The organism is Mycetocola lacteus, from assembly GCF_003667575.1.
Taxonomy (GTDB): Bacteria; Actinomycetota; Actinomycetes; order Actinomycetales; family Microbacteriaceae; genus Mycetocola; species Mycetocola lacteus.
Genome location: NZ_RCUY01000009.1, coordinates 189,045 through 208,127, shown reverse-complemented (window position 1 = coordinate 208,127; position 19,083 = coordinate 189,045). Strand labels below are relative to the sequence as shown.

General features: G+C 66.6%; 19 protein-coding genes and 1 other RNA gene. 9 read left to right on the top strand and 11 right to left on the bottom strand.

Annotated features, from left to right (window positions below; translation table 11 throughout):
- Window positions 1-102: 102 nt before the first annotated feature.
- On the top strand, window positions 103-720 hold the full coding sequence (locus tag D9V34_RS10105) for a TetR/AcrR family transcriptional regulator (protein WP_183091942.1): 618 nt from the start codon (window positions 103-105) through the stop codon (window positions 718-720).
- A gap of 53 nt (window positions 721-773) precedes the next feature.
- On the opposite strand, the gene D9V34_RS10100 is transcribed toward D9V34_RS10105, so the two are convergent.
- Window positions 774-1,418 (bottom strand): NAD(P)-dependent oxidoreductase, encoded by a 645-nt coding sequence (locus D9V34_RS10100; protein ID WP_121688705.1) that lies wholly within the window; start codon window positions 1,416-1,418, stop codon window positions 774-776.
- A 125-nt stretch (window positions 1,419-1,543) separates the two neighbouring features.
- Here D9V34_RS10100 and D9V34_RS10095 point away from each other — a divergent pair, with 125 nt between their 5' ends.
- Together D9V34_RS10095 and D9V34_RS10090 are read left to right on the top strand one after the other, a co-directional pair.
- Window positions 1,544-1,921 carry a winged helix-turn-helix transcriptional regulator gene (locus tag D9V34_RS10095; RefSeq protein ID WP_121688704.1) on the top strand — a complete coding sequence of 126 codons (378 nt, stop codon included), beginning with the start codon at window positions 1,544-1,546 and terminating at the stop codon, window positions 1,919-1,921.
- A gap of 130 nt (window positions 1,922-2,051) precedes the next feature.
- Entirely contained in the window at window positions 2,052-2,648 is a 597-nt protein-coding gene (locus D9V34_RS10090) for a short chain dehydrogenase (protein ID WP_121688703.1), read from the top strand.
- A 55-nt stretch (window positions 2,649-2,703) separates the two neighbouring features.
- Here D9V34_RS10090 and D9V34_RS10085 read toward each other — a convergent pair whose 3' ends face one another.
- From D9V34_RS10085 to D9V34_RS10065, 5 genes are read right to left on the bottom strand one after another with little or no spacing between them, the layout of a single operon-like run.
- Window positions 2,704-3,594 carry an aldose epimerase family protein gene (locus tag D9V34_RS10085; RefSeq protein ID WP_147441679.1) on the bottom strand — a complete coding sequence of 297 codons (891 nt, stop codon included), beginning with the start codon at window positions 3,592-3,594 and terminating at the stop codon, window positions 2,704-2,706.
- Window positions 3,587-4,456 (bottom strand): NAD-dependent epimerase/dehydratase family protein, encoded by an 870-nt coding sequence (locus D9V34_RS10080; protein WP_121688701.1) that lies wholly within the window; start codon window positions 4,454-4,456, stop codon window positions 3,587-3,589. Before D9V34_RS10080 ends, D9V34_RS10085 begins: the two co-directional genes overlap by 8 nt.
- Window positions 4,457-4,464: 8 nt before the next feature.
- On the bottom strand, window positions 4,465-5,367 hold the full coding sequence (locus tag D9V34_RS10075) for a carbohydrate ABC transporter permease (protein ID WP_220700578.1): 903 nt from the start codon (window positions 5,365-5,367) through the stop codon (window positions 4,465-4,467).
- Window positions 5,367-6,419: a carbohydrate ABC transporter permease gene (locus tag D9V34_RS10070; protein WP_121688700.1), complete on the bottom strand. Its 1,053-nt coding sequence runs from the start codon at window positions 6,417-6,419 to the stop codon at window positions 5,367-5,369. The genes D9V34_RS10075 and D9V34_RS10070 overlap by 1 nt, the downstream gene beginning before the upstream one ends.
- 3 nt (window positions 6,420-6,422) lie before the next feature.
- Window positions 6,423-7,811, bottom strand: a complete 1,389-nt coding sequence (locus tag D9V34_RS10065) for an ABC transporter substrate-binding protein (RefSeq protein ID WP_220700577.1) — start codon at window positions 7,809-7,811, stop codon at window positions 6,423-6,425.
- A gap of 167 nt (window positions 7,812-7,978) precedes the next feature.
- Here D9V34_RS10065 and D9V34_RS10060 point away from each other — a divergent pair, with 167 nt between their 5' ends.
- Window positions 7,979-9,328 carry an enolase C-terminal domain-like protein gene (locus D9V34_RS10060; RefSeq protein ID WP_121688699.1) on the top strand — a complete coding sequence of 450 codons (1,350 nt, stop codon included), beginning with the start codon at window positions 7,979-7,981 and terminating at the stop codon, window positions 9,326-9,328.
- A 570-nt stretch (window positions 9,329-9,898) separates the two neighbouring features.
- Here the strand turns inward: D9V34_RS10060 and D9V34_RS10055 are convergent.
- From D9V34_RS10055 to D9V34_RS10045, 3 genes are all read right to left on the bottom strand, one after another.
- The gene (locus tag D9V34_RS10055) at window positions 9,899-11,134 is read right to left on the bottom strand and encodes an ROK family transcriptional regulator (RefSeq protein WP_121688698.1); all 1,236 of its coding nucleotides are present in this window, start codon (window positions 11,132-11,134) and stop codon (window positions 9,899-9,901) included.
- A gap of 81 nt (window positions 11,135-11,215) precedes the next feature.
- Complete coding sequence (locus tag D9V34_RS10050; RefSeq protein WP_121688697.1) at window positions 11,216-12,805, bottom strand: GH39 family glycosyl hydrolase; 1,590 nt, start codon at window positions 12,803-12,805, stop codon at window positions 11,216-11,218.
- 208 nt (window positions 12,806-13,013) lie between these two features.
- Window positions 13,014-13,451 (bottom strand): acyl-CoA thioesterase, encoded by a 438-nt coding sequence (locus D9V34_RS10045; RefSeq protein WP_081864069.1) that lies wholly within the window; start codon window positions 13,449-13,451, stop codon window positions 13,014-13,016.
- Window positions 13,452-13,637: 186 nt separating this feature from the next.
- On the opposite strand from D9V34_RS10045, the gene D9V34_RS10040 reads away from it, so the two are divergent.
- The 3 genes from D9V34_RS10040 to rnpB all read left to right on the top strand — a co-directional run bounded on the left by D9V34_RS10040 (window position 13,638) and on the right by rnpB (window position 15,693).
- Window positions 13,638-14,456, top strand: coding sequence for a Nif3-like dinuclear metal center hexameric protein (locus D9V34_RS10040; RefSeq protein WP_121688696.1), 819 nt, complete (start codon window positions 13,638-13,640; stop codon window positions 14,454-14,456).
- Window positions 14,457-14,492: 36 nt separating this feature from the next.
- The gene (locus D9V34_RS10035) at window positions 14,493-15,248 is read left to right on the top strand and encodes a zinc ribbon domain-containing protein (RefSeq protein ID WP_121688695.1); all 756 of its coding nucleotides are present in this window, start codon (window positions 14,493-14,495) and stop codon (window positions 15,246-15,248) included.
- An 84-nt stretch (window positions 15,249-15,332) separates the two neighbouring features.
- Window positions 15,333-15,693, top strand: an RNA gene (gene rnpB, locus D9V34_RS10030) — RNase P RNA component class A.
- 59 nt (window positions 15,694-15,752) lie between these two features.
- Here rnpB and ppgK read toward each other — a convergent pair.
- Together ppgK and map are read right to left on the bottom strand one after the other, a co-directional pair.
- Complete coding sequence (gene ppgK, locus D9V34_RS10025) at window positions 15,753-16,517, bottom strand: polyphosphate--glucose phosphotransferase (RefSeq protein WP_121688694.1); 765 nt, start codon at window positions 16,515-16,517, stop codon at window positions 15,753-15,755.
- Window positions 16,514-17,389, bottom strand: a complete 876-nt coding sequence (gene map / locus D9V34_RS10020) for a type I methionyl aminopeptidase (protein WP_121688693.1) — start codon at window positions 17,387-17,389, stop codon at window positions 16,514-16,516. The genes ppgK and map overlap by 4 nt, the downstream gene beginning before the upstream one ends.
- Before the next feature lie 33 nt (window positions 17,390-17,422).
- Between map and D9V34_RS10015 the strand changes: the two genes are divergently transcribed.
- A complete protein-coding gene (locus D9V34_RS10015; protein WP_121688692.1) occupies window positions 17,423-17,608 on the top strand; it encodes an SPOR domain-containing protein in 186 nt (61 codons plus the stop codon).
- Window positions 17,609-17,726: 118 nt separating this feature from the next.
- A complete protein-coding gene (locus tag D9V34_RS10010; RefSeq protein ID WP_121688691.1) occupies window positions 17,727-19,082 on the top strand; it encodes a glutamine synthetase family protein in 1,356 nt (451 codons plus the stop codon).
- Window position 19,083 lies beyond the last annotated feature (1 nt).

Here is a 19,083-nt window from a genome sequence, read left to right as displayed (position 1 = left end):
TGAGGTGTTCGGTTTCGAGTATGCAGCGAGACTAACACCAAAACCGAGCGAACACACGGTTTTAGTGCAAAAAACTTTTGCCGGACCTGTAGCATGGTGGTCATGACTGTCCCGAAGAAGCGTGGTCCGCGCGGCCCGTACGCCAAAAGTGCCGAGCGACGCAATCAGATTTTGGCCGCCGCCGCCTGGGTATTTACCGCGCGTGGGTACCGTTCGGGCAGCCTTCAGGAGATCGCCGATCGCGCGGAGATGGGGCAGTCGAGTCTGCTGCATCACTTTCCCACGAAGGAGGCGCTGCTGCGTGCGGTGCTGCATGATCGTGATGAGCGGGGCGATGATCTGGTGGGCGACACCGACATCGTGACCATGGTGGTGGACCTGGCCCGCGCCAATGAGGATAACCCCGAGCCCGTCGCGCTCTATGCGGTCCTGGTGGGGGAGGCGACCACCCATGATCACCCGGCACGCGAGTACTTCCGCGACCGCTTTGTTCGGGTGCGTGATCGCTATGCGCAGGCCCTGCGTAAGCATGCCGCCGCCGGGGAACTGCGTCCGGGCGTGGATCCAGAGCTTGCCGCGACCGCCCTGGTGGCGCTGTGGGACGGCATTCAGCAGGAGTGGCTGATCGAGGTGCCCGGGGCCAGCGTACCCGAGACCATGCGCGCGTTCCTCTCGCTGCTCTTCACCGATGAGGCGCTGCCGGACTCACTGCGCGGCTAGTCTCAAAACGCCAAACGCACCCCGGGATTCCGGGGTGCGTTTTGCGTTTGTGTCTAGTAGGCGACGGTGAAGCGGGTGCGGGAGTGTGCGGGGGTGACAACCTCGTCCACGATCGCCTGGGCGAAGTCGGCACCGGAGATCTCCGACTTGCCCTCTTCGTCGACCAGCAGGATGTCTCCGCCGATGCGGAATGTACCGGTCTTCTCGCCCTCGGCCCAGGCGCCGAAGCCTCCGGCGGGGCTGACGTAGAACCAGTCCAGAGTTTCGGGGGTCGTGCGCAGCTGCTCGAGCGCCTCACCCATTTCGAATGCCTCGGGCTTGACGGCGTCGGGGAAATCGGGGGTGTCCACTACCCGGGGTCCGCCGGGGGCAACCAGGAGTGAGCCGGCACCGCCCACGACACCCAGGCGTACATTCGCGGCCTCGGCCTCGGCGGCCAGGCGCGCGATCAGCGGGGCAACCTTGCCCTCCTGTCCACCACGCGGGGAGAGGGCCACCACAACCACGTCGGTGCCGGTGACCGCGGCGGTCAGGGTGGCGGCGTCCTGAACATCACCGGTGACGTAATCCACGCCCTCGATGGGGGTCTCGGGCACGCTGCGGGAGAAGGCGCGCACGCTCAGGCCGCGAGAGACGGCCTCGCGAGCAATGTGGGATCCGGCGTATCCGGTACCGCCGAGGATGGTGATCTGAGTCATTGGGTGTCCTTTCGCTGTGCACGCCTTGTCTTCGGCGTCGCATTAGTTACGATAAGAGAGTAAAGCGCGCTTGTGAAGTAGGCACTTTGCGGTAACCATGCATTTTGGGCGAAATGAGAAGAAAAATGACGCAGTTTGCGCTGGACCCCTACAACCGAAACTGCCCCACCCGGCGTCTGCTGGATCGCATCGGCGACCGCTGGACGGTACTCATCGTGGGTGCACTGGGGGATGGGCCGCGCCGCTTCGGGGAGATCTCACGCCGCGTGGACGGCGTCTCGCAAAAAATGCTGACCCAGACCCTGCGCGGCCTGGAGCGCGACGGCCTGGTCCGGCGCACCGTGTATGCCGAGATGCCCCCGCGGGTCGAGTACGCGCTGACCCCGGTGGGCGAGACCCTGCAGGAGCCGCTGCGCGCGCTCGAGGACTGGGCGCGCGAGCACATGGGTGGCGTGCAGGATGCGCGGGAGAGCTATGACGTGCTCGCGGGAAGTGCCGCCTAGTAACTCGCGGACTTGCGCGCCGAGTCCCGGTGCATCGGCACCCGGTGTCACCCCATGGAATACCCGTGCGTGAATCTGGTTGTATTCACCCGTGCACACTCTTGTGCACCCTGAATGTGAGGGGAATCTGATGACCGTCCTGGTAATTGGCGCCACCGGCGAGATTGGGCGCGCGGCCGTGGCCGCCCTGAGTGAGCACTACGACGTCCTGGGGGTGGGACGCTCGACAACCCCCGCGGTGGATTTCACCCGCCCCGAGACCCTCGACGCACTGTTTGCCGATCACGCTCCGTTTGAGGCCGTGGTTGTGCTTGGCGGCGAAATCCCCTTCGCCCCGCTGAGTGAGCTCACTCGGGAGAACTTCGAATCGGGACTGGCGAGCAAGTTCCTCGGTCAGGTGGAAACCGTGCAGCGCGGAACCGCCCACGTCGCCGACGGTGGCTCGTTCACCCTGGTGAGCGGCATCCTGACCGATCACCCGGTGGCCGGTTCGGCAGCCGCATCGGCCATCAACTCTGCCGTGAACGGGTTTGTGGTGGGCGCGGCTCCCGAACTGCCTCGCGGGATCCGCATCAACGCGGTGAGTCCCACCGTGGTCACCGAATCCGTGCAGTATCACGGGGCGTTCCGCGGGTTCGCCCAGGTCCCCGCGGCCGAGGTGGCCCAGTGGGTCCTGCGCTCGGTCGCCGGAGAGCAGACCGGACAGATCTTCCGCGCCGGCTGGTAAATCCGCGCACGCACAAACGGACGGCAACCCGAGTGGGGTGCCGTCCGTTTGCCGCCTAGGACAGGGTCAGCGTGAACGCGGTTTCGATGGTGTCACCCGGATTGATGACCAGCGGCCCCAGGCGCTCATCCTCGGGATCGTAGGGACGCACCGAGGGCTCGACCGCTAGAACGTCGGCGATCCCATGCCAGGGGGAGCCCTGTGATGCCCGATGCTCCTGCCAGATGAACGCGTAGGGGAACAGCTCGGCATCCCACTCCAGCGTGGCCCGCAGACCGGCGACCGGATTATCCAGGACCGCACGCCCAGTGGGACCGCACGGATACGCGGCAAACGCCCCGTGGGTCTCCGGCGGCGTGGGGATGTGAAGTGGCAGCACACTCTCACCGAGCGTGATGCTGAGACCCGGTCCCACCAGTGGTGGGGCAAACGCCGGGTGTTCGGCCCAGCTGATCGGTTGCGGGCGCTCGCCGAGGTTGGTCGCCCGCTGGGTGATCCGCAGCGTGGTTTCGAACAGTTCGAACACACGTTCGAGTTGTATCGGGACCGTGTCGAGCGTGACACTCGCGTGCACCCGCGCTGCTGTCCCCGAGGCCGCCGAAACCCGCCAGGTTTTCCAGGCGGCCTCCCCGTGGAAGGGCTGGGCGACCCCGTCCACGGTGCGCTCATCTCCGGAGTGTGGGACCAGGGTGTGCCAGCCGCCGGCATAGCGACGGTGCCACTGCCCGTTGGACCCCGGGGCATCCGTGGGCAGGTCCGGCTCGGGCTCGCGTCGGTAGAGCAGCTCGACCGGATCGCCGCCGTCTTGGGAATAGATCAGCGAGTCCAGGCGCGCCCCGATCGGATCGATTCGTGCGCCGAGCGAGTCCCGGGTGAGGGAAACCAGGGTGTGCGAATCCGGGGCCTGAGATATCCCTGTGGAGTCGAGGGCCGGCGCGCTAGGCACCGGCACGCCATCCGTGATACTCGGTGAGGCCCAGCAGATCTGCGGCTCGGGTGGTGTCGTAGAGTCCGCCGTATTCGCCGACCCGGCCCGGGACTGCGAGGCCCGGGAAGGCCGCCGCGACGATGTCCCGCGTGGGCCAGGGGGACATCGTGTCCGGTGCACTGATGTTCAGCACCTCGGCCCCCTCGAAGGGCACCTCCGCCGAACGCAGAATCGCCGTCACCGCATCCCGGGTGTCCAGCCACGCCCAGAGGTCGCGACTGCCCGTTGCCGGGGACTGTGCCATCTCGTCCAGGCGGTACCGCAGGCGCTCGCCGGTGCCCACAAACGGGAAGCGCAGCGTGATGGTCGGCACCTGCCAGCGGCGGTGGGTAAACGCGGCAATCTGCTCCATGAACACCTTGGAGAGGCCGTAGGTATCCACGGCAACGATCGGATGATCCTCATCCACCGGCAGGTAGTCCGGGGTCAGATCACGGTCGGCCCAGGCGAAGCCCACGGCCGAGGCGCTGGAGACTGCGACGATCCGGCGGACGCCGCGCTCGCCGGCTGTGCCGATCACCCGGTAGGCCGAGGACACGTTGCGCACCAGGGTGTCATGGTCATCAAACTGACCGGGTGAGGGGATCGCGGCCAGGTGCAGCACCGCATAGACATTGGGCCCGGCGGCATCAAACACCGAGTCCACAATCGCCTGGTCGCGCAGGTCGCCCACCAGGGTGGCGGCCGCGCCGGGCAGTTCGAACGGGGTCTGATCGGCGCCGATCACCCGGTAGCCGGCGTCGAGGGCGGCCCGGGCGACCGGACCACCGATCCCGCCGGCCGCACCGGTGATCACGAGGGTGGGGGAGATGGTATTCACGAAGGTTCCTAACCTTTCACGGCCCCGACGAGGCCGTTCACGAAGTAGCGCTGCAGACTGAAGAACAGGATGATGATCGGAATCACCACGATCAGGGCCGCGGCCATGAGCGTGTTGTACTGGACCGTGTCGCCCTGTTGCAGGCTTTGTAGGGCAATGGGCAGGGTGTAGCGGGTGGGATCGTTCAGCGAGACGCGGGTCAGCTGATACTCATTCCAGGTGGGGATCGCGGTGAGCAGCGCGATGGTGATGAGCGCGGGCCGCGCCAGGGGCAGGTAGATCCGCGAGAAGATGCGCAGTTCCCCGGCACCGTCCACGCGGGCGGCCTCGCGCAGGTCCCCGGGGACCGCGTTGAACGCGTTTGTCAACAGCAGGATCGCCAGCGGGGCCGACCCGTTGATGAAGGGCAGGATCAGGCCCAGGTGGGTACCCAGGATGCCCATCTCGTTTTCCAGCATCACCACCGGCAGCAGGGTGACCACGCCCGGCACAAACAGCAGCACCAGGAACAGTCGGAACAGCAGCGTCTTGCCGCGGAAGCGCAGCACCGAGAAGGCGTAGGCGGCGCAGGAGTAGATGACGATCACGCCGAGGGTCGTGGCACCGGTGACCCAGAGGCTGTTCAGGAAGTAGTCGAAAAAGTGCAGCCGATTCCAGGTGTCGATCAGGGTGTCGAGGGTCGGATTGGCCGGGATCAGGTTGTTGCCCGCGTTGACCTCCTCGGTGGTCTTGAAGGCCGCCGAGACCATATAGGCAAACGGATACAGGCTGACCACGGCGTAGAGTCCAAGCACCAGACCCACCACGGTTTTCCCGCTGAGGTTGAACAGTCGGGTGTACCAGGGCTTGGGCGCGTAGGGCGTGGATGCGGGGGCTTTTCGCGCGCTGGGCGCGGGGGCGAGGTCTACCACTACTGGGCCCTCTTCTCGAGTCGTTGGTTGATCAGGGCGATCGCGAGCGCGGCGAGGAACAGCATCCAGCCGAGGGCACTAGCCAGGCCCAGGGTGGGGGAGAGCTCGGACAGGAACGCCAGACGGTAGGTTTCCAGGCCCAGCACGTTGGTGTGGTTGCCCGGTCCGCCATTGGTCATGATCAGGAAGATTTGGAAGCCCTGCAGTGCATCGCGCAGGTTCAGCAGGAACACGATGCCGGTGGTCGCACGCAGCAGCGGCCAGACGATCGACGTGTTGGTGCGCCACCATCCCGCACCATCGAGGGTGGCGGCCTCAAACACCGAGGTGTCCAGGGACTGCAGGCCGGTGAGATAGAGCAGCATGGCCACCGGGACCGCCGACCAGACCAGCACGATGATCAGCGTGGGCAGGGCGGTGTCGGGGTTACCGAGGAAGCCCTGCGGCTGGGTGAGAGATCCCAGCCCCAGCACCCGGAGCAGACCGTTGATCGCCCCGTTGGGCTCCAGGATGTACTGCCACGCCAGGTATACGGCGATGCCGGTGGTGACGTAGGGCACAAAGTAGACCGAGCGCAGGATGCCCTGGAATCGCTTGGCCGAATTCAGGATGATGGCCAGCGGGAAGCTCACCGCGATGGTCAGCACCGGTACCGCGATACACACCCACAGGGTGTTCAGGGCGGCCGCCTGTACGCGGGGTGCGTACGTCTTGCTGCCGAAGAGCAGGTCGGTGAAGTTCTGGAAGCCGACCCATTCCCAGTTGGGACTAAAGCCGTTCCAGCGGGCGAAGCTCAGCGCCAGGCCGTATCCGATCGTATAGACACCCATGATCGCAAACAGGACCAGAGCGGGGGCCACAAAGGCGTAGCCCCAGCGGGATTCGGTGCGGTTGTAGCGGATGCGCCGCTTCTTCGGGGACGCCGGCGAGCTCGGCGCGGCGGCGGGCGGCGTGGGGGCCGCCGCGGTGTGGGGGGAGTGGCGGGGACCGTCCTGGTCCCCGTCACCCCCGACCCCGCGCAGGGCGGAGTCGGGAGTAACGTGGCTGGTCATTGCTTAGCCCTTCTGGGTGACCCAGTAGGAGTCGATGAGCTCGGCCATCTTGGACCCGGTCTGCGCCGGATCGGTCTGGGCGAGCGGGGTCATGTTCATCAGCAGTGCACCCACGTCACCCGGGTCGTACTGGTTGGGGCGGTAGGAGGTGTCGCCCGGGTTGTAGGTGTTGGGTCCGGCCTCGCCGAACGCCGCCATCATCGCGCCGAGAACCGGCCCGACCTCCGTGGAGGGGTCCGCGCCGAGGTCAACCGGGGCGAGGTCGAGGGCGTTGGTGGAGAACTTCTTGGCGTTGTCGGGTTCGGAGACAAACTCCATGAACTTGAGCGCCGCATCCTTGTTCTTGGACGAGGAGGACAGCGAGAGACCGGTCAGCGAGAACGGAGCCAGCGCCAGATCCTTGACCGCGCCGTCGGCGGGCGGAGGAACCGGGAAGGTCATCAGGTTCTCGGTGTCAAAACCGTTCTGGTTGAGGAAGGAGAGCGTGAAGGTGCCACCCACCAGGAACGAGGACTTGCCCTGGGCGAAGCTCAGGTCGGCCTGGTCGATGTCGAGGGTCTGAGATCCCGGCATCCAGTACGGGTTGATCTTGTTGTACTCGCTGAGCACCTTGGTGCCGTTCTCCGAGCTCCAGTTCTTGGACTTGTCGTCCTTAAACAGGGCCTCGAACGGGCCCTTGCCCAGCTGGCCGAAGCCCATCGGCTGCATCAGCCATTCCAGGCCGGTGGAGGGGGACTTGAGCCCGATCGTCACGCCGCCGTTGTCGGGGTTGGTCTTCTTGACCGCATCCAGGGCGGCGATGAACTCCTCCCAGGTCTTGGGGGCCTCGGTGATGCCCGCGGCAGCCAAACGCTCCTTATTGGCATAGACGATGCCGAAGGTGCCGATGGTCAGCGGCACGCTCAGACGCTGCCCCTCCTCGACACCGGCGATCTTCGAGCCGGTTTCCTGCGAGGACTTGAAGTCCGCCGCGGTCACGGTGCCCTCGTTGCGCACGGATTCGAGGTAGTTCTTGTCCCACTCGGGGGTGATCTTGTCGGCCAGGTTTTCCAGCAGTCCGGCCGCGCCGAAGGTGAAGTCCTCGCCGCGCGAGTGGACCTCGAGCAGGTCCGGGAAATCGCCGGTCTTGGCGGCGGCCTGGGTCTTGGTGACAAACGCGTCATCCGGGGTGATCGCCTGCACCTTGACCGTGATGCCGGTCTTGGCCTTGAAGTCCTCGGCGGTCTTTTCCAGGGCGGTGGCGTGGGTTTGCTTGAAGGTCCAGAGGGTCAGCGACTTGCCGTCGCCGCCTCCCGCGTTGTCGCCGCCGGAGGCGCAGGCGGTGAGGGCGAGTCCGAGGGTCAGGGTTGTGGCTAAAGCCGCTGTTCGTGTGAGACTCCGATGTCTTTTCACTGTGTGGTGCCTTTCGCTGGGGGTTGGTGTTTGCCGTCGTTGGTGAACACATGACGAATCTAAATCAATTTGATAGACTGTGTCAACGCGGATTCGAAAATCCGTGTGAGACACGTTTCCAAGACCCCTGGCAAAGCAGCCACCACCCCGAAACGGAACGCTAGACAATGACGACTTCGCCCGATCTCCCCTTCGCCCTCACCGCCGCCGAGCCCACCGATGGTGTGGTGCTGGCCCGCGCACCCTGGGATACCGACCCCGCCGACCTCGATCCCGCTCATCTGGACCGCGACGATACCGTGCGGATCACCGGCGTCACCACCTTCCTCACCGCCCCACAGGGCTGCCCCTACGTGATCGTTCGGGTCGAAACCAACGTGCCCGGCCTGTATGGACTGGGGTGTTCGAGTGACCCGCAGCGCACCCTTGCCATCGCCTCGGTGGTCAACGACTATCTCGCCCCGATGGTTATCGGGCGCCCCGCCGCCGACATCGAAGACATCCATCGCCTCTTGCTGAATAGCGGTTACTGGCGCGGTGGATCGATCGCTAATAACGCCCTGGCCGGGATCGATGTGGCCCTGTGGGACATCGCCGGCAAGCGCGCGGGCCTGCCGCTGCACGAGCTCTTCGGCGGCCGCGCCCGCGGCGGTGCCGCGGCCTACACCCACGTGGACGGATTCACCGCCGGCGAGATCGCCGAGAAGGTGCTGGCCGCCACCGAGAAGGGCTACCGTCACGTGCGTGTGCAGGTTGCCGTGCCCGGAACCGACACCTACGGAACCGCGGCCGCCGATGCCGCCGAGGAGCGTCGCCGGCACCTGCGTGAGGACCGCTGGGATTCGCTGTCCTACCTGCACCACGTCCCGCCGGTGCTGGCCGAGATCCGCTCGCTGGTGGGCGACGGTGTTGAGCTGCTGCACGACTCACATGAGCGACTGACCCCCGCCCAGGCGCGGCGCTTCATGGCCGAGATTGAGCCCGCCCGGCTGTTTTTTGTGGAGGATCTGCTGGCACCCGAGGATGCCGATCACTTTGCCGAGATGCGCCTGGCCGGATCCACCCCGCTTGCGGTGGGCGAGCTGTACACCGAGGCGTCCCAGTACACGCGCCTGTTCACCACCCGCTCGATCGACTTCGCCCGGCTGCGGATCCCCACCCTGGGTGGTCTCACCACGACCCGCAAGATCCTGGCGGCCGCCGAGCTGTTCGGCGTACGCTCGGCCCCGCACGGCCCGGGCGACGTCAGCCCGCTCGGCCAGGCGGCGAACGTGGCGATGAACGTGTCCTCCCACGCCTTCGGCGTCCAGGAGGCCGCCGGATTCCGCGAGGCCACCCTCGAGGTGTTCCCCGGTGCACCGGTCGCGCGGGGCGGTGTGCTCTACCCGAGCACTAAGCCCGGCCTCGGCGTGGACTTCGACGAGGCGGCCGCCCGGAAATACCCGGTCACCGCCCCCGGCCAGCACGACCGCTGGGCCCTGCTGCGCGCGACCGACGGCGCGGCCCAGCGTCCGTAACCCGTCGTTGGGTGGCGCGGCCCAGCGCCCGTAGTCCCGGAGATGAGCGGTGCGGTGCTTGCGGTTTGGGCGGTGTGGCACGTTTTGGTTCCACACCGCGCGGTCGATGTGCGGCGACCGCGCGGCGGCTGTTCTGCGGCCGGGCGTGACCTGCCTGTTTGAGGGGCTGCGCTGGACAGCTCGATTTCGTGCTGCGCATCGGGCCACTGCACCCGCCTCGTGCCCGCACCGACAGAGGTACCTGCGGGAGAACCCCGTTTTGACACGTAATTGACGTGTCAAAACGGGGTTCTCCCGCAGGGGTGATGACGTCTGGAGTCCAGAGTTCGGAGCCCAGTGCCCACAGCTCAGTGCCCAGTGCCCACAGTCCAGAGTTCAGAGTCTAGAGCCGGGAGTTCAAAGTTCGGAGCCGGGAGCCCAGGGTTTGGAGCTGGGAGCCTGCCGCTCAGCTGCGACACACCTCAGCTGCAACTCGGAGAGGCCGTCTCGCCATGACGCACCTCGACCGCTGGGCGACGAGGCTGCCACGCCACGAGGCGGCTCGGCGCCGTGCGCGAAGCGGCCCGGCCCCTACTGCAGCACCAGTGACTGCGGCTGCACGGACAGCAGGGTGTCGAGCACGAGGGAGGCGGCACCGATGGCACCGACGGCGTCGCCCAGGGCGCTGGTGGTGACCACGGTTTCGCGGGTCTTCTCCACAAACGGGGAGGCATCCACGATCTCGCGCACGATCGGCAGGAAGCGCTCGGCGAGCAGGGTCCAGGCGGGACCGCCAAAAATGATCAGGGGAGCATCCACCAGGGTTGCGGCGGCGGCAACCCCGCGGCCGACCCGGCGTGCCCAGCCGTCGATGATGTCGCGGGCTTCGGCATCGCCATCGTGGGCGATGCGGACCAGATCGGCCAGCGCATCCTCGGCCTCGGTGGGGGAGACGGGCAGGCTCAGCCCGGACAGCACGCCGCGGCGCACCCCCTCTTCGGCCAGGTCGCGGGTGGTGCAGGAGGCGTCCAGGCCGCCCACCTCGCCCGCGTTGCCGGAGACGCCGCGCAGCACGGTGTCATTGACGACCAGTCCCATGCCGGAGCCGGTGCCGATATAGAAGAAGACGAAGGTGTCGACTTCGGCGGCGGCGGGCCCGGCGGCCCAGCGCTCGGCGATCACTGCGGCGGTGACATCCTTGTCCAGGATGACCGGCAGTCCGGTGAGCTCGGCCAGGCGTTCCCGCACGGGTACCCGTCCCCAGCCACGCAGCTGCGGAGGATCGATGATGACTCCGGAATCCAGATCAATCGGTCCGGGGGCCGCGACCCCGAGTCCCAGTATGCGATCGCGGGGCAGCTTTGCGCTGTCGACCAACTCGGACACCAGGCGGGCGATATCGGCGAGGACCCGGTCGGGCTCGGTGACATCGTGCATCGGGTGGCGGCGCTCGGCCAGCACCGTGCCGGTCACGTTGAGGACCGCGACCGTGGCCACCGCCGGGTCCAGATGCACGCCGATCGCATAGTAGGCGTCGGGGTTCAGGTGCAGCAGCGTGCGCCGCTTGCCCCCGACCCCCGCGGCCGAGGGAACCACGGTGCCCTCATCCAGAATCACACCCTGATCGATCAGCCGGCGGCAGATGTTCGAAACCGTCTGCGCCGAGAGTCCACTCGCGCTGGCCAGCTCGACCCGGCTCAGCCCATCGGGGGCGCGACGCAGCGAATCCAGGACCACCGACTCGTTGAAGTTCTTGAGGCGGGGCAGGTTGGTGCCGCGACGCGCGGAGACCGGCGTCTGCTCGGTGAGGTGCGAGGGTCTGGCCATGGGTGGCGAATTTCCTTCCGGGACTGAACGGGGGTGTGGGCCACGGCTGCGCTGCCGCCGCCCACACCGTGATGCGTGGGCCTAGGGTAGTTGTCGCAACGCAACAATCGCCCAGGGGGAAACCTCTAATTCACTCGCGAGAATACCACTCTCATCGGCTGAAACCGTGAAAAGGGCGGTGGCACGCGCGCCGCGGTTGATCAGCGCCAGTTCCTCGCGGGTCGGGGCCTCGGGCTCGCCGAGTTTCCGCCACTCGGCGATCGCGTTTCCGTGTTCCAGATCCAGGGTTTCCACCTCGAAGCGGGCACCCGCGGGCAGACCCTCCAGGCGGATACTCAGGGTCCGCGGCGAGCCGATCCGGCCGTTGGCGTCGGCGACCTCGCGGGAGTCAAAGGACGCGGGGATCGACTGGGGCTGCTCACTCGGATAGTGATAGACCAGCGCGCTCAGGCGTCCCGATTCCGCATCCCGGCTGAGGATCGTGCCGTTGGTGCGCGCGATCAGTTCATCACCCAGGCCGTTGAGCATGCGATAGGCGTGCAGGGTGGGCTTGGGGATGCCCGGCAGGGTGAACATGCCGAATCCGCCGTGGAAGAGTTCGTCCCCGGCGCCGCCCTCCTCAAACACATCGGTGAAGGCCCAGTAGGCCAGCGAGTCGACGGTGCCGAGCGAGTGCAGGATCGTGCGCACCACAAACGTCGCCGCGGGCACCGTGTCGTGGGTGTGGTCCCGTGGCGAGGAGGATGAGCTCCACTCGGTCAGGTGGATCTCGGCGTTCGGGTAGACGCTCTCGTCAACGATGCGGCGGATGGTGGCCAGATCGGTTGGGGTTGCGTCCACGCCGCGGGTCAGCTTCTCGCCCTGGCCGTGTTCATCCAACGCCCAGTCGGTGGGGTAGGGGTGGGTGGAGACAAAATCCACCGGGAGGTTCTGCGCGGCGCAGTATTCCAGGAAGGCATCGAGCCAGACCGGGCGCCAGTCCAGGGTGTCCAGGTCGTCGCGGCCGGCCACGATCTGTGCGCCGAAGTCCTCCTTTTCCCCGTCGAAGCGGGTGTCGGGCACAAAGTTCGAGGTTGCCGGACCGCCCACGCGCAGGCCCGGGTCGATGGCCTTGATCGTCTCGGCGCTTACCCGGTACAGCTCGAAGTACTCCGAGCGGGTGCCGTGGAAAAAGCCCCAGAGGTTTGGCTCGTTCCAGACCTCGAAGTACCAGGTGCGCACCTCGGCGAGGCCGTAGCGGCGGATCCAGTGTCGCACCAGGCGGTCGATCAGTTCGGCCCAGCGCGCGGAGTCGGTGGGCGGAGCGCCGTGGGCACCCCACCAGAATACGGTTTCGGTTTCCCGGGCCAGCGCGCGCGGGCTAAAGCCGAGCTCCACAAAGGGGCGGATGCCGATGTCGAGCAGCGCGTCCACCAGGGCATCCACGTACTGGAAGTTGAAGACCGGGGTGCCGTCCTCCTTTTCCGTGTAGACGAACATGTCGTCGTGGAAGAGTCCGTGGAAGCGGATATAGCGGAAGTCGGCGGCGGCGCGGGCCTCGGTGAGCTGGCGCTGCCAGTCGGCGCGCAGGCCCTCGTTCGCGCGGCCGGCACCGACCACGGTGCTCCAGTAGTGCGTAAGCGGGGTTCCGGGGGCGGCGGCGTTGCCGGAGAGGATCAGGGGGGAGGTCACGCGGGGGTCCTTTCGACGGTGATGCGGACGGTGCGGGCGAGCGTCGGATACCGAGCTCGGGCTCTGATGTCACTTTATAGTAAATCAAAAGGATTTACTATCTGTCGGTCGAGAGAACACGCGTCGCCCCCGGATGCTGGTTCCGGGGGCGACGATGGTGCGCGGTGCGCGGTGCGCAGCGCGCGTGTGCGGGTGCGCGGAGTGTCGGTTAGACGGTAACGATATCCGCGGGGCTGATGCCGTGCGGCAGGCGGTCGCGATTCAGGGTGATCGTGTCATAGCCGTGGGGGACCGGGGTGCCCGACTCGTCCAGGTTCACAAACACGATCTTCTCGATGGTCAGGATCGACTGGCGGGTAAACATGTTGCGCACCTCGGCACGCATGGTCAGCGAGGTGCGGCCAAAGTGGGTGGCACGCAGACCCATCTCGATGATGTCACCCTGTCTGGCGGAGCTGACAAAGTTGATCTCCGAGATCAGCTTGGTGACGACGCGGTGGTTGCCCAGCTGGAGGATCGCGTAGATCGCGGCCTCCTCATCGATCCAGCGCAACAGGCTGCCACCAAACAGGGTGCCGTTGGCGTTGAGATCCTCGGGACGCACCCACTTGCGGGTGCGGAAATTGATTTCGTGGTCGGAGCTCATCGCTCCTCCTTCCGGTTCGGGGGACGGGAAGCAGGGAACGGCGCTGGTCGCTACGTCAACCCATCCTAAACCCGGGGTCTGAATGTGGCCTCGGTGTGTCGAAGGGGGTCGCGCGCGCCGCTTCTCCACGAGGGCTTCTCGGCATGCCCGGAGCGCGCGGGGCCCGGGAGGCCGTATCCTGGAGTCGTGACCTACACACTGCAGCAGATCCTCGACGTGACCGAACGCCTCTGGCCGGCGCGTGGCGCCTCCGATTGGGATGCGTCCGGGCTGATCGCCGGCGACCCGCGCGAGCAGGTCTCCGCGGTGCACCTCGCGGTGGATCCGGTGGCCGAAACCGCCGCCGAAACCCTGACGGTGGGCGCCCAGCTGCTGATCACCCACCATCCGCTCCTCCTGCGCGGGGTGACCTCGGTGGCCGCCGACCGCTATAAGGGCTCGGTCATCCATACGCTGATTCGTGGCGGGGCCGCCCTGCTGGCCGCCCACACCAACGCCGACGTGGTCGAGGCGGGAACCTCGCAGATTCTCGCCGACCGCCTGGGCCTGGTCGAGACCACGCCCATCCTGCCCGGTGAATCCCCAACGCGCGGGATCGGGCGTGTGGGAACCCTGCCCGAGCCCAAGACCCTGGGTCAGATCGCGCGCGAACTTGCCGAGATTCTCCCCGCGACCGCGACCGGAATCCGCGCGGCCGGAGAATACGATCAGGAGATCCGGACCATCGCACTGTGCGCCGGTGCCGGGGACTCCCTGCTGGGCGAGGCCGCCGTCCGCGGTGCCGACCTCTACATCACCAGCGATCTGCGTCACCATCCCGCATCCGAGGCGCGCGAACAGGCGCTGCTGGGATCGGGCCCCGCACTCATCGATACCTCGCACTGGGCAAGCGAATGGCTGTGGCTGGATGCCGCAGCCGCGCAGCTCCGTGCCTCCCTGCCCGAGCTCACCGTCACGGTGAGCGACATCCGCACCGACCCGTGGGACTTTGTTGTCACCCAGTGACACCACGCCATCCCACTCCCCAGCGAAAGAGAACCCGTGAAAGCCACCGCCGCCGCGCAAGCCAAACTCCTCGACCTGCAGGCCATTGACGCCGAGATCACCAAGCTCGCCCACCGTCGAGTCAGCCTGCCCGAGCTCGCCGCCCTGGCCTCGCTGGAGGCCGACCGTGACGCCGCCCGGGGAACCCTGGCCCGCGATCTCGGCAGCTTCGAGGATGTCAAGGTCGAGCTGGACCGTCTCGAGGCCGACTCGGTTGTGGTGGATGCGCGCATCGCCCGCGACAACCAGCTGATTGAATCCGGCAGCGCCAACCCACAGGCCCTCAGCGGCATTCAGGCCGAGCTGGAGTCGCTGCGTGTGCGTCGCAGCGTGCTGGATGAGGCACAGCTGATCAGCATGGAGGCCGTCGAGGCCGCCCAGGCCGTCCTGGACGGCAGCCGCAGCGCCGAGGCCGAGATTTCCGGCCAGATCCAGACCGTCGAGGCGAGTCGGGACGAGTCCCTTGAGGTCATCGCTGAGGAGCTCTCGGCCCAGGAAAACCTGCGTGGCAACCTCACCATTGGCATGGACGAGCCCCTGCTCGCCCTGTACGAGCGGGTGCGCTCGCGCGGTGGTGTGGGCGCGGCCCTGTTCCAGCGTGGTGCCTGTGGTGCCTGCAAGATTGCCTCCACCGGCAACGAGCTGGAGGCCGTGCGCAACGCCGGTCTCGACGAGGTGCTGCAGTGCCCCGAGTGCTCGGCCATCATGGTTCGCACCGAGGAGTCCGGCCTCTGGGGCCAGACCCAGGCCTAGCCGCGACACGGTCGTACGCCGCAGCGTGCGCCGCGCCGGTCTCGAATGGGATGCGGGCGCGCCGCGCGCTACAGTAGTGGTGAATGGGTCGGCAAGGCGATCGCGGCATCGGCAACGATGACGAGGAACGTCCGGGCTCCACAGAGCAGGGCGGTGGATAACATCCACCCGGGGTAACCCGCGAGACAGTGCAACAGAGAATAGACCGCCACCGGTTTTCCGGGGGTAAGGGTGAAACGGTGGGGTAAGAGCCCACCAGCGACCGGGGTGACCCGGCCGGCTTGGTAAACCTCGCTCGGAGCAAGATCAGACAGGAAACCATGGGGCTGCTCGTCCCGTTTCCGGGTAGATTGCTTGAGCCCGTCGGCAACGGCGGGCCTAGATAGATGGTCGCCCATGAGGGTTTCCCTCGGGACAGAACCCGGCGTAAGAGTCGGCCCATTCCTACCACGTAAAACGCCGCGGCCCCTCCGAATACTCGGAGGGGCCGCGGCGTTTCTGCGACTACTGGGCGCGGGCCGCGAAGGCCGCAGCCCCCAGGATGCCCGCCTTATTGCGGTGTACCGCGGGCATAATCGGGGCGTCGAGTGTGAGCAGCGGCAGGAAGTGCTCGTGGTGCTTGGAGACACCGCCGCCGACGATGATGCGGTCGGGGGAGAACAGGAACTCCAGCGTCTCGAAGTAGCGCTGCAGGCGTGCCGCCCACTCGGCCCAGTCCAGGTCGTCGCGCTCCTTGGCACGGTACGAGGCGCGGGTCTCGGCGTCGTGCCCGTCGATCTCCAGGTGGCCGAGCTCGAAGTTGGGAATTAGCGTGCCGTTGTAGACGGCGCCGGCGCCGATTCCGGTCCCCAGGGTGATCACCAGGCTCAGCCCATCCTGTCCGCGGGCAGCCCCGAACTCAGATTCGGCGAAACCGGCGGCGTCGGCATCGTTCACAAACGTCAGCGGTCGGCCGAGGGCCTCGCCGAAGCGCGCGTGAGCATCCAGGCCGATCCATTCCTTGGACACGTTGGCCGCGGACATGGTTTTGCCTCCGCGCACAATTGCCGGGAATGCGACACCCAGCGGGACGGATTCGGCGTCCGGCCCCAGGCGGTGGATGATTTCGGCGACCGTCTCGATGATGTCATCCGGACGTCCGCCCTCGGGGGTGAGGATCTTGATCCGGTCGCTGATCAGCTCACCCGAGGCGAGATCCACGATGCCACCCTTGATTCCGGTTCCGCCGATGTCGATGCCGACGGCGTGTGCGGCGTGCGGGGCGCTCATTTTGCGCTCGGCAGGGTCAGGATGTCGGCACCGGTTTCGGTGACCACAAGCGTATGTTCAAACTGTGCGGTAAGGCTCTTGTCCCGGGTGGTGACCGTCCAGTCATCCGCCCAGAGATCCCATTCAATCCCGCCCAGGGTCAGCATCGGCTCGATGGTAAAGACCATGCCGGGGACCATCACGTCGTTGTAGCGCGGCGCCGAGTCGTAGTGGGGGATGATCAGGCCCGAGTGGAACGCCGCACCCACACCGTGGCCGGTGTAGTCGCGGACCACACCGTATCCGAAACGCTTGGCGTAGGCCTCGATGGTGCGCCCGATCACGTTAACCTCGCGGCCCGGGGCCACCGCGCGAATGCCGCGGCGCAGGGCCTCCTCGGTGCGCTCGACCAGCAGGCGAGTTTCCTCGGCCACGTTGCCGATCAGCAGCGTGCGGTTGGTGTCGCCGTGAAACCCGTCTAGGTAGGCGGTGATGTCGATGTTGAGGATGTCGCCGTCGCGCAGCACGGTGTCATCGGGGATGCCGTGGCACACCACCTCGTTGAGCGAGCTGCACAGCGACTTGGGGTACCCGCGGTAGCCCAGCGTGGACGGGTAGGCGTTGTGGGAGATCAGGAAGTCGTGCGCGATCTGATCCAGCCGGTCGGTGGTCACGCCGGGAACCGCGTGCTCTTCCACCAGGGCGATCGCGTCGGCGGCCAGGCGGCCCGAGAGGCGAATGCGCTCCACATCTTCGGCCGAATAGACATCCGAACCGGTGAACGGGGCGGGCGCTGCCTTCCCCACGTATTCGGGGCGCGGAATGTGGGCGGGCACGACACGCTGCGGCGAGACGATACCGGGGATGAGGTTTCCGAGGGAGTCCTGAGGCATAGGATCAGTCTAGGCCCTGATCAAGGAGGAACTATGGCAACCGATCCGACAACGCAGTATTGGTACAACTCCCGCACCGGCGAGGTGGAGCAGGGACTCGTGTCGCCCGCCGCCGACCGCGTGGGACCCTTTGAAACCCGTGAGGAGGCTGCCCACGCGATGGACAAACTGCGCGAAAACGCCGAGCGCTGGGCACGCGAGGACGCCGAGAACGACTAGTCCAATGTAAACAGGGTGTTTCGACTGCGCGAAACACCCGTCACCCCATTCCGGCGGGGGTGCTCGAACCACTAATCTAGACACAGCGAGCACGTGCGGTCGCGGGAAAGAGGAGCCCATGGATAAGCAGCGAGATTTCGTCCTGCGGACGATTGAAGAGCGCGGCGTGAAGTTTGTACGCCTGTGGTTCACCGATGTTGTGGGTACCCTGAAATCCGTCGCGATCGCCCCCGCCGAGGTGGAGGGTGCTTTCACCGAGGGCTTGGGCTTTGATGGTTCGGCCATCGAGGGCATGTCCCGTCGATTCGAATCGGATCTGCTGGCCCACCCGGACCCCTCGACCTTCCAGATCCTGCCGTGGCGCAGCGGTCAGGACCCGACGGCCCGGATGTTCTGCGACATCACGACCCCGGATGGTCAGCCCGCAAACACCGATCCGCGTAACGTTCTGAAGCGTGCGCTGGCGCATGCCGCCGACCGCGGTTTCACCTTCTACACCCACCCGGAGATCGAGTTTTACCTGCTGAAGTCCGCGCAGATCGGTCCCGAGGGCCCGATTCCGGTGGACTCCGCGGGCTACTTCGACAACGTCCCCGGGGGCACCGCCCACGACTTCCGTCGTCGCAGCGTGCGGATGCTGGAAGACCTGGGCATCTCGGTGGAGTTCAGCCACCATGAGGCCGGTCCCGGTCAGAATGAGATTGACCTGCGCTACGCCGATGCGCTGGCCACCGCCGACAACATCATGACCTTCCGCACGGTTATCAAGGAGGTCGCGATCGAGCAGGGTGTGTACGCCACGTTCATGCCCAAGCCGATGTCTGACCAGCCGGGTTCGGGCATGCACACGCACCTCTCGCTGTTCGAGGGTGACACCAATGCGTTCTTCGAGGCCGGTGCGCAGTACCAGCTGAGCAAGGTGGGTCGCCAGTTCATCGCCGGTCTGCTGCACCACGCACCGGAGATCACCGCGGTGACCAACCAGTTTGTGAACTCCTATAAGCGCCTGTGGGGCAGCGTCGGCAGCAATAATCTTGCCGAGGCCCCCAGCTACGCCTGCTGGGGTCACAATAACCGCTCGGCCCTGGTGCGCGTCCCGCTGTATAAGCCCAATAAGGGGCAGAGCGCCCGGGTGGAGTACCGCGCGATCGACTCGGCCGCCAACCCCTACCTCGCCTACTCGCTGCTGCTGGCCGCGGGGCTCAAGGGCATCGAGGAGGGCTACGAGCTGCCGCCGGAGGCCGAGGACGATGTCTGGTCGCTCTCGGACGCCGAGCGTCGCGCGCTGGGCTACGCCCCGCTGCCCTCGAGCCTGGACAGCGCGATCTCGCTGATGGAGCGCTCCGAGCTGGTCGCCGAAACCCTGGGCGAGCAGGTGTTCAACTACGTGCTGGCCAATAAGCGTCAGGAGTGGGACGAGTACCGCGCGCAGGTCACGCCGTACGAGCTCGCCAAAAACATCGAAATTCTCTAGC